The 14,295-nt window shown below is 42.4% G+C and carries 11 protein-coding genes; 9 read left to right on the top strand and 2 right to left on the bottom strand.

The features are described 5' to 3' along the window. Positions 1 to 311: 311 nt before the first annotated feature. The 4 genes from ACT3TH_RS04610 to ACT3TH_RS04595 all read left to right on the top strand — a co-directional run bounded on the left by ACT3TH_RS04610 (position 312) and on the right by ACT3TH_RS04595 (position 2,959). Positions 312 to 902 carry a hemerythrin domain-containing protein gene (locus ACT3TH_RS04610; protein WP_444754676.1) on the top strand — a complete coding sequence of 197 codons (591 nt, stop codon included), beginning with the start codon at positions 312 to 314 and terminating at the stop codon, positions 900 to 902. Between the two features lie 131 nt (positions 903 to 1,033). Continuing rightward, on the top strand, positions 1,034 to 1,531 hold the full coding sequence (locus tag ACT3TH_RS04605) for a BLUF domain-containing protein (protein ID WP_444754675.1): 498 nt from the start codon (positions 1,034 to 1,036) through the stop codon (positions 1,529 to 1,531). Between the two features lie 263 nt (positions 1,532 to 1,794). After that, positions 1,795 to 2,259 (top strand): BLUF domain-containing protein, encoded by a 465-nt coding sequence (locus ACT3TH_RS04600; RefSeq protein WP_444754674.1) that lies wholly within the window; start codon positions 1,795 to 1,797, stop codon positions 2,257 to 2,259. A 211-nt stretch (positions 2,260 to 2,470) separates the two neighbouring features. After that, a complete protein-coding gene (locus tag ACT3TH_RS04595; RefSeq protein ID WP_444754673.1) occupies positions 2,471 to 2,959 on the top strand; it encodes a BLUF domain-containing protein in 489 nt (162 codons plus the stop codon). A gap of 142 nt (positions 2,960 to 3,101) precedes the next feature. Here the strand turns inward: ACT3TH_RS04595 and ACT3TH_RS04590 are convergent, their stop codons facing one another. After that, complete coding sequence (locus ACT3TH_RS04590) at positions 3,102 to 3,425, bottom strand: hypothetical protein (RefSeq protein ID WP_444754672.1); 324 nt, start codon at positions 3,423 to 3,425, stop codon at positions 3,102 to 3,104. A gap of 170 nt (positions 3,426 to 3,595) precedes the next feature. Continuing rightward, complete coding sequence (parC, locus tag ACT3TH_RS04585; RefSeq protein ID WP_444754671.1) at positions 3,596 to 5,890, bottom strand: DNA topoisomerase IV subunit A; 2,295 nt, start codon at positions 5,888 to 5,890, stop codon at positions 3,596 to 3,598. Between the two features lie 409 nt (positions 5,891 to 6,299). Here parC and ACT3TH_RS04580 point away from each other — a divergent pair, with 409 nt between their 5' ends. The 5 genes from ACT3TH_RS04580 (at position 6,300) to ACT3TH_RS04560 (ending at position 14,188) form a co-directional block, all read left to right on the top strand. Beyond that, positions 6,300 to 8,054, top strand: a complete 1,755-nt coding sequence (locus ACT3TH_RS04580) for a vWA domain-containing protein (protein ID WP_444754670.1) — start codon at positions 6,300 to 6,302, stop codon at positions 8,052 to 8,054. Positions 8,055 to 8,553: 499 nt separating this feature from the next. Continuing rightward, positions 8,554 to 10,281 (top strand): AMP-binding protein, encoded by a 1,728-nt coding sequence (locus ACT3TH_RS04575; RefSeq protein ID WP_444754669.1) that lies wholly within the window; start codon positions 8,554 to 8,556, stop codon positions 10,279 to 10,281. 654 nt (positions 10,282 to 10,935) lie between these two features. Continuing rightward, positions 10,936 to 12,633, top strand: a complete 1,698-nt coding sequence (locus ACT3TH_RS04570) for an AMP-binding protein (protein ID WP_444754710.1) — start codon at positions 10,936 to 10,938, stop codon at positions 12,631 to 12,633. A 267-nt stretch (positions 12,634 to 12,900) separates the two neighbouring features. Next, positions 12,901 to 13,617: a ribonuclease PH gene (gene rph / locus ACT3TH_RS04565; protein ID WP_444754668.1), complete on the top strand. Its 717-nt coding sequence runs from the start codon at positions 12,901 to 12,903 to the stop codon at positions 13,615 to 13,617. A 64-nt stretch (positions 13,618 to 13,681) separates the two neighbouring features. Further along, a complete protein-coding gene (locus ACT3TH_RS04560) occupies positions 13,682 to 14,188 on the top strand; it encodes a hypothetical protein (protein ID WP_444754667.1) in 507 nt (168 codons plus the stop codon). The last annotated feature ends 107 nt before the right edge of the window (positions 14,189 to 14,295 follow it).

Below are 14,295 nucleotides of genomic sequence, written 5' to 3'. Positions count from 1 at the left end.
ATATAAGAAACTTTGTCATTGATTATTATGCGTTTTATCCTACAGACTCATACGCTAAAAACGATAATATTTTGGCTAGATTATGTAACAGATTAATAAATGGAAGGCTTTTGGCTTTGTCAAATACACTGTTGATTTTTTATTTTCCAACTCTATATATGCTACACATTAGGCAAAGAACTTTTAGTATGACTAATGAATTTCTTGCTTTATTTTCAACTTAAGCTTTTTGGCAAAAGGGCTGGTTGATAATGTCACAGAAGCGGATAGAAAAATTTGAATAAACATAGATCACTGATAAGGATAATACCATGACGGCTGCTAATCACCATGTGAACCCTCAAGACGCGTTAGATGCTGGGTCTGGCCTATCACCGCGTCATCCTGACAGTCGGCTTGAGACGGATTGGCTGTTCTTATATGAGCAGCTACCGCCTGCCGAATGGTTAAGTGCAAAACACGTTTACAAAACCTCAGGTTGGCTAAATATCCATGCCGATATACGTAACCGCCAGCACACTCTTATCCAAATCAGTGACGCTTATCAGTCTGGGGATATTGACTGGTCACAGTACCGCTTACAAAGCTTACCACGGATTAACCAGTATATTCTCAAGCTGCATCACCATCACAGCATCGAAGATCAAGCTTACTTCCCAACGTTCATTCGCATGTATCCACAGCTAAAGACAGGTTTTGAGATATTAGATCGAGATCATGTGCGTTTGGATGGATTACTGAATGAGTTGCAGACATTGAGTGGTCAGTTGGCAAAAAGCGAAGTTGAAGATAAAGCACTTGGCAATCAATTACATCAGACTTTGATGAGTGTCAGTGAGCTACTCTCGCAACATCTGACCGATGAAGAAGATTTGGTGATTCCTATTTTGGGTTTGAATTAGGCTGGTAGTAAAAAACTCAGCTCAGGTTCTCACTTATCAAAACGAAAGTAATGAAATATAAAAATAGTGTTGAGTAGACTGTTTTTAAGTAGTATTTTAAGTCAAATCAAGTTTTTATCAATTGGATTCTTATGCAAACAATCATAAATTACGATTCAGACCGTAATATAGATGGCGACCATATTCTTATGAGCCTGACGTATATTGGCAACAATAAAGGAAAGGATGATGGGGTAGAGCTGATTCGTACGCTTGAGAGGTGGCGCATAAGTAACGAAAAAAGTAATGTTACCTCAGCAATTGCAATTAATGACAATTATTTTATACAAAACCTTGAGGGTTCAAGATCGGTAATCAATGAAGTGATTGCCACGTTGATCAACGAATACCCACTCATCGCACTTAATATTGTTGAGGTTAAGGAAATAGAGACGCGCAGCTGGGATGGCTTTTTAATCAGATATTTGACATCCAGTGTGCAAGATGAGGAATATACACTGAAAAGTTTTTCAGCAGGCGCTGACTTTAATCCTTATTTGATGAAAAAGACTCAAATTACGGGTTTTATAAAAGCGATTTTTGCAGAGCAAACATTGAGCAAATTTCAGAATGATATTGTCAGTTGCTAATGTTGCTAGCCATCTGTTGAAAAAGCGTTAGCGACTGCATCAGTTATTGATGAAGTTAATTGATTTTTTATGATATCTGAGCGATTAAGAAGACATGGAAACTTGTATTTCAAGAACGAAATAGGCCGGAGCCGAATATAGGAACACATCTTAGCGGTTTTTAAGTTAGTATTAAAAATCATTAATCGCAAAAATAAAGTATAGTTGATTCACACCTATCTGGACGCGTATATTAAATTAACTCGTTAGTAATTGGATTTTTTATGCAGGCAACGACGGATTATCAGCCAGAGGCAAAGAATAGGAATGGTGAACACATTCTGATTAGCTTAACCTATATCGGTAAAAACAATGTTATAAGTTCAGGAGTAGAATTGACGCGTGCGCTTGAGCACTGGCGAAGATATTTTGAAGAAAATGGCTTAAATTCAGTTCTTGTAATGAATGACAATTACTTTATTCAAGGTATTGAAGGCTCAAGACCTGCTATCAATCAAGCTTTGGTTAAGTTAGTAAGTGAATATATGCAAATCTTACCTCATATTATCGAGGTGGAAGAGATAGAGAGATGTCAATGGGACGGCTTTTCCATCAAATATTTAACATCCAGCGCTCAAGATAAACAGCACACACTCAAAAGTCTTTCAGCAGGCGCTGACTTTAACCCTTATCTTATGAAAAGAGATCAAATCGTAAGCTTTGTGAAAGCGATCTTTGAAGAGAAATAATTTCAAAGTGACAATGATTAAATAAAGTCTTGGGATGGTGTTTTCTAATAACCATACATAACAGTATGTTATCTCGTTAAAGTCGTTGGCGGCACACTCCTAAAAAACCATCAAAATAAAAAAGTTGGTATGAGGTAGAAAATAGGGTTGATTCTACTCAACTTTAGAGAGTATCTTAAGTGATATCAATTTTTTATAAGCTAGGTTTCTTATGCATACAACGACAGTAGACCGTGCTTTAGAAAATAATAGAGACGGCGAACATATTCTTATCAGCCTAACTTTTATTGGCAAAAATATCGAAAAAAATAATGGAGTAGAGCTGACTCGTATTCTTGAGCAATGGCGAAGAAACAACGAAAAAATCGATGTCACTTCAGCATTGGTCATTAATGACAATTATTTGATTCAAAACATTGAAGGTTCCAGACCTATTGTTAATGAAGTTTTATTAAAATTAATTACAGAGTATCCGCACCTTTCTTCTCATATTATTGATGTTGAGGAAATAGAGGCGCGTAGATGGGGTGGCTTTTTGATCAAATATCTGACATCGAGTGCTCAGGATGAAGAGTATGCCTTAAAAAGTTTTTCGGCAGGGGCTGACTTTAATCCCTATCTAATGAAAAAAGATCAGATTGAGAGCTTTATAAGAGGAATTTTTGAGGAGAAACAGTCCCAATTTGAGAGTATCGTTTGATTTTGAACATCATTTGTTTTGGTAAAGCGTATTCTACGCAATGAATTAGGATAGGTGGCAGCTTTCACCTTTGACAGACTCATACAATACGTGTCTGATAAAGAATTCCTACTTTATAATAAGTAGTTGCTAGCAATTAGTGCTATTTTACACCGAGAAGACCGACCTCATACCCTGCATTGCGCAAAACCTTGGTTCCTTTCACGCTCAGGAAGATGAGCGTAACTAAGTTAATTAAAGGAATAAATAGAAGCACTACAACTAGAATCTTAATACTTGTTGAGTAGCCTAATCCTGTACAAAGACGATAAGCCCCATAAATTGCCGCTGCGGTAACTAGAAATGAGATAATTGTGACAGTAATTCCTAGCTCAGGAGCACTACGCTGCGACGCACTCACCAAAAAGTTGGCTAAGATTGTATAAATGACAATTTTTTGTCCAGAGGCAATATCTTCAAGATTCATAACATAAGTCCACACCATATTTAAGAATAAGAACCAAGAGTGGACTATTGTAACCTATATGGAATTATTTTATTACATTAATTTACATTTCTGTCACAAAAGATAGGTCGTGACATTGTTTGTAAAATTACTATCAAATTAGTAATAGAGTTAAGGCGCCGCTATGAACTTTACGCAACCTCAACACTCGTCACATTCTGAAACCCTCTTGGCAACTGGCCACCGCGATTACCGCGAGTGCCTGTATAGTTGGCCAAATCATTGGGCTTTAGCGTCACATGACGTTTGCCAGCGGTAATGACTAGGCTGTCTTGCTGATTCAGTGGTGTAATGGCGAGTACTTCTTCATCTTCTTTTAGTTTAATCAGTTTGTTGCCTTTACCGCGAGCCTGTTCAGGCAAGTCATCAAGCGCAAACATCAACAGATATCCAGCGTTAGTCACAACAGCGAGATGGTCAGGCGCTGCCTTTGCAAGACTATTTTCGCCTTCAGTATCCGCTGGCGCATCGATACGGGCAACGGGCAGCAAGCGACTGTCAGCGGCTAGGGTAATGATATTTTTCCCCGCTTTTTGATTGCTGTCCAAATTACCAAGCGTATTAATAAAGCCATAACCTGCCGAGCTGGCGAGGATAATGCGCTGATCACTGTCACCAGTTAGTAGCTGCTCAAAGCTGGCACCTGCTGGCGGTTTTAGCACGCTTGTGAGCGGATCGCCTTGACCACGGGCAGAGGCAAGGTTATGCGCATCGATGCTATAGCTGCGTCCGGTACTGTCGAGCACATAGATTTTTTCATTGGACTTGCCACGGACATGCGCTTGATAGCCATCGCCTGAACGGTAGCTCATACCAGCGGCATCGACGTCATGGCCTTTGGCGGCGCGAATCCAGCCTGCTTTTGATAGGATAGCGGTCACAGGCTCGCTCGGTACAAGGTCAGACTCTTTTAACGCTTGTGCTTCATCGCGCTCCATCAGTGGCGAGACGCGCTCGTTGCCATGTTCTTTCATATCGGCAGTAAGCTCATCAACCATCAGGTTGGTTAAGCTCTCTGGATTGTCCAAATACTCTTGAATAATGGCACGCTCGGCAGCCAGCTCATCTTGCTCACGTTTCAGCTCAATCTCTTCTAGCTTTGCCAACTGGCGCAGACGAATGTCTAAAATGGCATTGGCTTGGATGTCGGTTAAGTCATAATCTTGCATCAAAGACAGTTTTGGATCGTCTTCTTCACGAATGATACGAATCACTTCGTCGATATTGAGATAGGCGATGAGTAAGCCCGCGAGAATGTGCAAGCGTTTATCGATTTTATCAAGGCGATACTGCAAACGGCGCGTAACAACAGAGCGGCGACAGACAAGCCATTCTTCTAAGATTTCTTTTAGGTTTTTGACCTGAGGCTTACCATTTAGGCCAATCATATTCATATTGACGCGGTAATTGCTTTCAAGGTCGGTACTGGCAAATAAGTGGCTCATGACGCGATCGACATCGACGCGTGTGGAGCGCAGCTCAAGCACGATACGGCAAGCGTTTTCGTGGTCAGACTCATCGTGAATATCCGTAATCCACGGCAGCTTTTTGTCCATCATAAGCTTGGCGATTTGCTCTTGGATTTTATTCCCTGATACTTGGTAGGGTAGCGCATCAATGATGACAAGGTTTTTCTCTTTACTATCGACATGGAACGTCGCGCGCATTTTATAACTGCCACGACCAGTTTCATACATCGCCTGCAAATCTTTTTTACTGGTAATGATTTCGGCAGGGGTCGGCAAATCAGGCGCGGGTATCGACTGCGTGAGTTGTTTAACGGACAGCTCAGGGTTTTTCAGCAAACGAATCGCGGCGCGCACCACTTCATTTAGATTGTGCGGCGGTATATCCGTTGCCATACCAACAGCGATACCCGTCGTACCATTTAATAATATATTGGGCAGGCGAGCAGGCAGCGTGGTGGGTTCTTGCATAGTGCCATCAAAGTTATCTTGCCAATCGACCGTTCCTTGTCCAAGTTCTGCGAGCAACGTGTTGGCATAAGCAGACATTTTGGCTTCGGTATAACGCATGGCCGCAAAAGACTTAGGATCGTCAGGACTACCCCAGTTGCCTTGACCGGTGATAAGCGGATAGCGATAACTAAACGGCTGTGCCATGAGTACCATCGCTTCATAACAAGCGCTATCACCATGTGGATGATATTTACCCAGTACATCACCGACTGTACGCGCTGATTTTTTTGCCTTAGCAGTAGATTTCAAGCCAAGCTCACTCATGGCATAAACGATGCGGCGCTGGACAGGTTTGAGTCCATCGGCGATATTGGGCAGGGCTCGATCCATGATGACGTACATGGCATAGTTGAGATAGGCCTGCTCAGTAAATTCTGCGACCGAACGGGTATCCATGGGTTCACTAGCAATGATTGGGTCATTCGTATAATCAATAACATCGGACATAAAATAAGGTTCACTTATGAGTTTTAATAGGTATTAATCAATGGGGCAAGTAGACAATAAGAATAGTGCTATCGTAAAGGATATTGACCGAATTAAAAAGGTGTAAGTCAGAATAGACGACAATGCATGACGTGCTCAAATCCTTTAATTAAGACTTCACTAGTACTTTGGACAACACGTCCAGCATTACCTCAAACAGTCATTTGAATGACGCTTTGATAGATAGATTTTGCTAAATAAATTGAGTATAGTTAATCTAAATATTTTTGGTGTTTTTACTTATAAAATTAAAGGGTTATGAGTATAAAAACTCAGTAATAAACAAAACCTAATGGGTTGTACAAACTACCATAACTGGCTCAACACGGACAGGTTATTATCGGCCTATTTATACTATGGAGTACTTGCTATGTCATCTGTCTGTTCCTCAAAAAAGCGGGCGTATTACTTAAGTAGAAATGCGTTGCTGGTTGGCACCGTGATCAGTGTAGGTTTGAGTGCTTGTAGCACCTCGCAAGTGAGCAAACCGATATCAGATGCCAGCCGCACGGTGAGCCCACCAGTCGCTGTTTCGGCGTCAGAACCTATCGTGGCCCTAAGTGCGCCATATGCTGAAATGAGCAGCATGACCAAGACAAGACTTGACCCTCGGACAGGTGTTTATCCAATGCCTATGGTTATCAATGACATGCCGCCAGCAAATGACAATTATCAAAAGAACGACGCCAATCCTGTCCATCGTACGACGGATCTGGCAGTATCTACTTTATCTATTGACACCGATACAGGCAGTTATGCCAATGTACGCCGCTATCTTAATGAAGGTCAGCTGCCGCCTATCGATGCCGTGCGTGTGGAAGAATTGATCAACTATTTTAATTATCAATTTGAGGATGGCAAACGTCTTGGTAATGCGCCATTTGTATTGGCGACTGAAGTAGTTGATTCACCATGGGATAGGGCAAATCAAGACAATAAAATTGTCAAAGTTGGTATCAAGGCCGTTGATAATAATTGGTCTAAAAATCCCAACAGTCAGACTATGCCGCCTGCCAATTTGGTATTTTTGGTAGACGTCTCAGGCTCTATGTCATCTCGCGATAAACTGCCGCTTGCGCAGGCTTCTCTCAAACTACTGACAGAGCAGATGCGCGCGCAAGACAGCATCAGTATCGTCACGTATTCGGGCAGCACCAATGTGGCATTGCCTGCAACGAGCGGCGATCAAAAAGCCAAAATACTGGCGGCAATCGATAGCTTAAACGCGGAAGGCTCGACCAATGGTGAAGATGCCTTAAAACTGGCGTACCGACAAGCTGAGCAAGCGATGAAAAAAAACGGCATCAACCGTATCATGATGCTGACGGATGGCGACTTCAATGTAGGAATTAGTGATGTTGATAAGATGCTTAATTTGGTCAAAGCCAATCGTGATCGCGGTATCTCTTTATCGACGGTTGGGTTTGGACGCGGCAATCTAAACGATTATATGATGGAACAAATGGCAGACAACGGTAATGGCAACTACAGTTATATCGACAGTCTGACCGAAGCCAAAAAAGTCTTTGGCGATGAGCTGGTGGCCACCTTCAATACCGTTGCCAAAGACGTAAAAGTACAAGTGGAATTTAACCCAGAGGCGGTCAGTGAATGGCGCTTGATTGGTTATGAAAATCGGGTACTGGATGAACAAGATTTTAATAATGATAAAGTGGATGCAGGCGAGCTTGGCGCAGGTAAAGCAGTCATTGCCTTATATGAAGTGACACCCAAAGGTAAAAAAGGTCTGTATAGCGATCGCCGTTATGAGAGTAATAACAGCGCATCTACCACCAAAAATGCTCAGAAATTAGATGAGCTGGCCTATTTAAAAATTCGCTATAAAGCACCCGAAGGCGGTAGCTCAAAGCTTATCACTCAACCGATTCCTAAAAACAGCCATGCGTTAAACAGGGCCAATATCGACACTCAATTTGCGGTGGCGGTGGCAGGTTTTGGTCAACGCTTAGCGCAAAGTGAATACATCAATGATTGGCAATATGAAAACAGTACCAAACTTGCAACCAGTGTGCTGGCTCGCAAGCCAAGCAGCGATAAGGACGGTACGCGTCGTAATTTTGTGACCTTGACTGAGCTTGCAACAGCGCTCGAACGCAACAAATAATCTAAAGATAAAAAACTAAAGGTAAAAATAAAATATATAGTCGATCTATTTTAAGAAGCGTACCGTTCTACTGGAATGAATATTGTGAAACATCTGTCACGCTTGCGAACAGCCAGTGAAAAAATTTATATCAGTAGACTCTGATAGTATTGATGTACTATCTTTATTTTAGATAAATTTTTGTCAAAAAAGTATGAATATTGGTTCAAGTATTGAACGTCAATAGATGAGATATAAGCAATATTATTGCACGTCAACTAAGTTTGCGAACGCAAGTAGCAATCTTTTGTATTGAGTAGTCTGTATAAAGTGTGTATGTTAATTAAAAGAGAGTTATTGACCATTATATTGTTCGCTCATCAATATACGACGACATCACAGCCTCGCTTACTATCACGATGATAAGCCTGAACGTTGATTTTTTTGTATGTTTATCACACTGTGGTTTGTGTGGGTGAACAATCGCGTACCATTACTCATTACTAGGAGAAAAAAGATTATGGAAAATCACGGTAACCAAATTCGTCGCGACGATAAAGTTTGGCTCAAAACTTACGAAAAGCTTGGCATTCAATATGACATTAATATGCCACCTGCCAATACTTCTTTAATCGATATACTCGAACAAAACTTTATTACTCACGCCGGTAAGACCGCTTTTGTGTGTATGGATGTCAAACTGTCTTATGAAGAATTAGACCGTTATAGTAAGCAAATCGCCGCTTATCTGCAGTCACTTGGTCTGCAAAAGGGTGATAAAGTTGCGGTGATGATGCCCAATATTTTGCAGTTGCCTGTTGCTGTACTGGGTGTGCTACGCGCTGGTATGACGTTGGTCAATGTCAATCCGCTGTATACCACAAAAGAGCTTGCCCATCAGCTACAAGACTCTGATACCAAAGTGCTCATCTTGCTAGAGAATTTTGCCAAAACCTACGAAGACATCGGCAAAGATTTAGTCGATCATGTGGTAATCACCTCAATGGGCGATCTCATGAGTCCGCTAAAAGGCTTTATCGTCAATGCCGTCGTCCGTCATGTCAAAAAAATGGTACCCGACTATAATATTGATGACAGCGTTAAGTTTAAAAAAGCGTTAAATCGTTTCTCTACAGAAAATTATAAGCGTCCTGACAATATTGGTCTTGATGATGTAGCAGTCCTCCAATATACCGGTGGTACCACGGGTGTGGCTAAGGGTGCAATGCTCACACATGGCAACTTGGTGGCAAACTTAATCCAATGTGACATTTATCTGGGCGATGCTTTTGAGAAGTTTGAAAAGCAAGATGAGCAGCCAGTGATTATGACTGCGCTGCCGTTATATCATATTTTCTCATTTACCGTTTGTGGTATGTATGGTTTGTACCGTGGTTGTATTGGTCTGCTCGTGCCGAATCCGCGTGATTTGCCAAGCTTGATTAAAGCCTATAAAGATTATCCGCCAGCGTTTTTCCCAGCGGTCAATACGCTATTTAATGCGCTTGCAAACAGTGAGGAATTCCAATCACTGAATCACACTAAGCTTGAGATGTCTATGGGTGGCGGTATGGCCGTACTAAAAGATACAGCGGCTAAGTGGCAAAAGCTAACGGGCAACGTCATCGTTCAGGGTTATGGTTTATCAGAGACGTCTCCCGTTGCATCGGCAAATCCACAAGGCACTAGTGAGTTCTCGGGCAATATTGGTCTACCGATGCCTGCGACTGATATGGCTATTTTGGATGAAGAAGGCAACGAAGTAGCACTGGGTGAGCGCGGTGAGATTTGTGTTCGTGGTCCGCAGGTGATGAAGGGTTATTGGAGACGTGAAGATGCGACAGCTGAAGTTATGACGCCCGATGGTTATTTCCGTACGGGCGACATTGGTGTCATGGACGAGGACGGTTACTTTAAAATTGTGGATCGCAAAAAAGACATGATACTGGTATCGGGTTTTAACGTCTATCCAAACGAGGTTGAAGACGCCATGTCAGGCCATCCCAAGATTTTGGAATGCGGCGTCATTGGTATCGAAGATGAGAAGAGTGGTGAAGTACCAAAGATTTACGTGGTACGTAGTGATGACAGTTTGACGGTTGAAGACGTCCTTGCTTATGGCAAGGAGAATCTAACGGGTTATAAGCGTCCTCGTTATGTTGAATTTATTGATGAGCTACCAAAATCTAACGTTGGTAAGATTTTGCGTAAAGATCTGCGAGTATTTGAAGAAAAGAAAAACGGCTAATAAACTCACACTTAAATTTAAAATTTTTGCGATAGATTTGAGTACAATAAACCTTTGTAAAATATAGTTATTTATAACGATAGCGTGGTGCTAAATGCTGTCACAACCCTGAATGATAAGGCTGCTCATAGGCGGCCTTGTCATTTTTGATTTTGCTGCTTTTGCCGATTTTTGGCAACGCTAGTATAGATAGAGAATCTTTAGCAAAACTGCTATAGTGCTCATCGACGCATTTTGGTATTTATCTACAAATGGACGTTGTCTAACAGGGCATCAGTTTTGTTCTATATGTCTGATAAAACCATAATAGCGAAAATGACAATTGATTTGGCTCTGCGAATGGTTGTGTCATTGATCATGGACTTAACATTGCGCTTTCATTGACCAAGCTTACGAACGACAACCTCCCACTGTGTTGGTACGGTTTTTATTCATGAGTGTTTGCTGTCATTGATAATTCATAAAAAATAGTGTTTTTATTAGATTATTCTGCGTTTTTAACAGTAACGTTTAGGGAAAATTATGACCGACAATATCAATAAAGAGACAGCAAACGATAAAGCTGCGACTAGCAACGAAGGCAATGCATCGAGCCAAGCTGATAAAAATGGCGCTCACAAAAATAAGATCTATCAAGACAATGCCTTTCCTACCATGCCCACGATACCGAGCGACAGACCATGGCTGAGTGCGTATGAGCGCTACGGCATTGGTGCTACGATCGAGATGCCAGACGACAATACCTCTTTACTTGAAGTGTTTGAGCGTAATTTTAGCCGTTATGGACAAAAAACAGCCTATATCTGTATGGGTGCTTCGATTAGCTTTAAGCAATTGGATTTATACAGTCGCCAAATTGCTAGCTATTTGCAGTCATTAGGGTTGGCTAAGGGCGATAAAGTTGGCGTAATGATGCCGAACCTTTTGCAGTATCCAGTGGTTGCTTTGGGCATCATTCGTGCAGGTATGGTACTGGTCAACGTCAACCCTCTGTATACTAGCCGCGAGTTATCGCATCAGCTGCATGACAGTGGCACCAAAGCCTTGTTTATCGTAGAAAATTTTGCAAAAACCTATCAAGAAGCAGAAGATAAAGGCCAAGTTAAGCATGTCATCGTCTGTAAGATTGGCGATATGTTAGGAACGATTAAAGGACCAGTGGTTAACCTAGTAGCACGCCATATCAAAAAAATGATTCCTGCTTATAGTTTGCCCGATAGCGTGAGCTTCAAGCACGCGCTAAATGCCGTCTCCGCCAGTCATTACAAGCGCCCTGATTTGAATTTAAGTGATGTGGCTTTGTTACAATATACGGGCGGTACAACTGGTGTTGCGAAAGGAGCGATGCTGTCTCACGGCAACTTGGTCGCCAATATGCTACAGATTAGCGCGCTTATGAACAGTGCGTTTGAAGATGATGTTGATGCAAGTGATGTCATTTTGACGGCGTTACCGCTGTATCATGTCTTCTCATTCATGGTGTGCGGCATGTACGGCATGTACCAAGGATATGCAGGATTGTTGATTCCAAACCCGCGTGATCTTGATGGTCTGGTCAAAGAGATGGGTAAATACAAACCTTCCTTTATCCCTGCGGTCAATACCTTATTCAATGGCTTAGTAAATAAAGAAGGCTTTGCGGATTTAGACTTTTCTAATTTAAAAGCCTCTATTGGCGGTGGTATGTCGGTCTTGCCAAGCGTGGCCAAAGAGTGGCACAAAATTACAGGTCTGCCGATCGTTGAAGGGTATGGTCTGTCTGAAACCTCACCAGTGGCAGCCTTTAACCCAATGACCATTGCCGAATTCACCAACAAAATCGGTATTCCTGCTTCTAGCACGGACATAATACTGATTGATGATGATGAAAACGAAGTTGCTATGGGCGATCGCGGTGAGATTTGTGTAAAAGGCCCGCAAGTAATGATTGGGTATCAAAATCGTCCAGAAGAAACAGCAGAGACATTTACCGCCACGGGTTACCTAAAGACTGGCGATATCGGTATCATGGACGAGAAAGGCTTTATCAAAATTGTCGATCGCAAAAAAGACATGATTTTGGTCTCGGGTTTTAATGTCTATCCCAATGAAATTGAAGAGGCCATGAGTGAACATCCAGCTGTGGCAGAATGCGGTGCCATCGGTGTACCAAATGAAGAGCGTGGTGAAGAACCAAAGCTGTTTGTGGTCAAAAAAGGCAAAGTCACAGAACAAGAATTGCTGGATTTTGGTAAAAAGCAACTCACAGGCTATAAGCGTCCACGCCATATACAGTTTGTGGATGAATTACCAAAATCAAACGTTGGTAAGATCCTGCGTAAAGAATTGCGTAAGATGGAAGGCCTAGAATAAAGACATCAGGATAACGGTTGCGCCATTTTATTGAACCAGCGTCACACTTAAGCCGCGGCGTCATAGCTTGATCGAATCTTGCTATTGCGCCGCTGTCACGTTAGGATGTCTGCATCTTGAAGCCTACCGAGGCGTCCAATCACTTTTACTTTGGCCTCTGCCAATACTTGCTAGACACTCAGTAGGCAAAATACATATTGGTCAGCCATGGCACCAAACCTCTTATTTTTATGACACCAATTTTTAAACATTGTACTAGGGATTTTTATGCGTATTGACAATCGTGAGCTTGACCAACTTCGCTCGATCAGCTTTGAGCGCCATTATACTAAGCATGCCGAAGGATCTGTGTTAGTGAGCTTTGGCGATACCAAAGTACTGTGTACGGCTAGTGTCGAGGCGGGCGTGCCGCGTTGGCTAAAGGGTAAGGGTAAAGGTTGGATCACAGCTGAGTACGGCATGTTGCCACGCGCAACCAACACCCGTAATCAGCGTGAAGCAGCTCGCGGCAAGCAATCAGGTCGTACTCAAGAAATTCAGCGCTTAATTGGTCGTAGCCTACGTGCCATGATCGACTTGAGCAAGCTGGGTGAAAACACCATTTATCTTGATTGTGATGTTTTACAAGCCGATGGCGGTACTCGTACGGCCAGCGTGACAGGAGCGGCGATTGCCCTTGTTGACGCGCTAGAAAGCCTCCAAAGAACTAAGAAACTCAAGGCTGATCCATTGATTGGTTTGGTCGCGGCTGTGTCTGTCGGTATGAAAGATGGTGAAGCGTATCTAGATCTGAACTATGAAGAAGATGCCAATTGCGATACCGATTTGAACGTTGTTATGACGCAAAAAGGTGAGTTCATTGAACTACAAGGTACGGCAGAAGAAAAGCCGTTTACTCGTGCTCAGGCCGATGATATGCTCGCCATGGCCGAAAAAGGCATTGCTGAATTGATTAAGCTACAGCAAACCGCTCTAGGTTGGTAGTCTGTCTTTTTATCTTAAAAAACTAAATCCTCACCAATAGATTTCTGGCAATAGGTAGTAACACATGCTCAATCTGACTGATGATGGCGCCAAAATCACCTTACAAAGTCAGCCGCCAGTCGCTGACAATGGTATGTTTTGGTTTGGGTTTGCGCTATTGGTCGGAGCAGTGGCAGTCGCTTTGGCAATGAGCCTATTGTCTGAGCGTTTGGCTATTGGTGCACTTGCCTTATTAATCGTTGGCAGTTTTATTTTTAATCGACAACGCCAACAGCGCAAAAAAGCCATGGCCGGTGTTATCTCCAGCGGCGTGTTATGGATAAGGCCAGGTGAGCTGGTGCATGACAATCAAGGCAAACGCGAGCATATCCATTTGGCTGATGGCGACAAGATCAGTCTTATCGATGAGCAGCTGCAGATTGTCGATGGTGATGACAAACGCAAATGTCATATCAGTGGCTTTGAGAGTATGCAAGAAGCCACCGTCGCCAAGGCTATTTTACAAGGTCAGACGCTGAGCAAGCGCAATGTCAATATCAAGATGAGTGATGAGCAAAATGATGCTGAATAAATCATCCATCAAATAATATCCACTAAACCCTGATGCCAAAGTCCATAGAACATTTTTAAATGACGCAATACGTTTTTTCTTACCTGTTATTTTCCCTATCTAGATAC

The sequence above is a fragment of the Psychrobacter sp. AOP22-C1-C5 genome, assembly GCF_052378885.1.
In the GTDB taxonomy this organism is placed as follows: domain Bacteria; phylum Pseudomonadota; class Gammaproteobacteria; order Pseudomonadales; family Moraxellaceae; genus Psychrobacter.
Note: the sequence above shows the minus strand (reverse complement) of the source record. Positions and strands in the feature narration are given on the sequence as shown.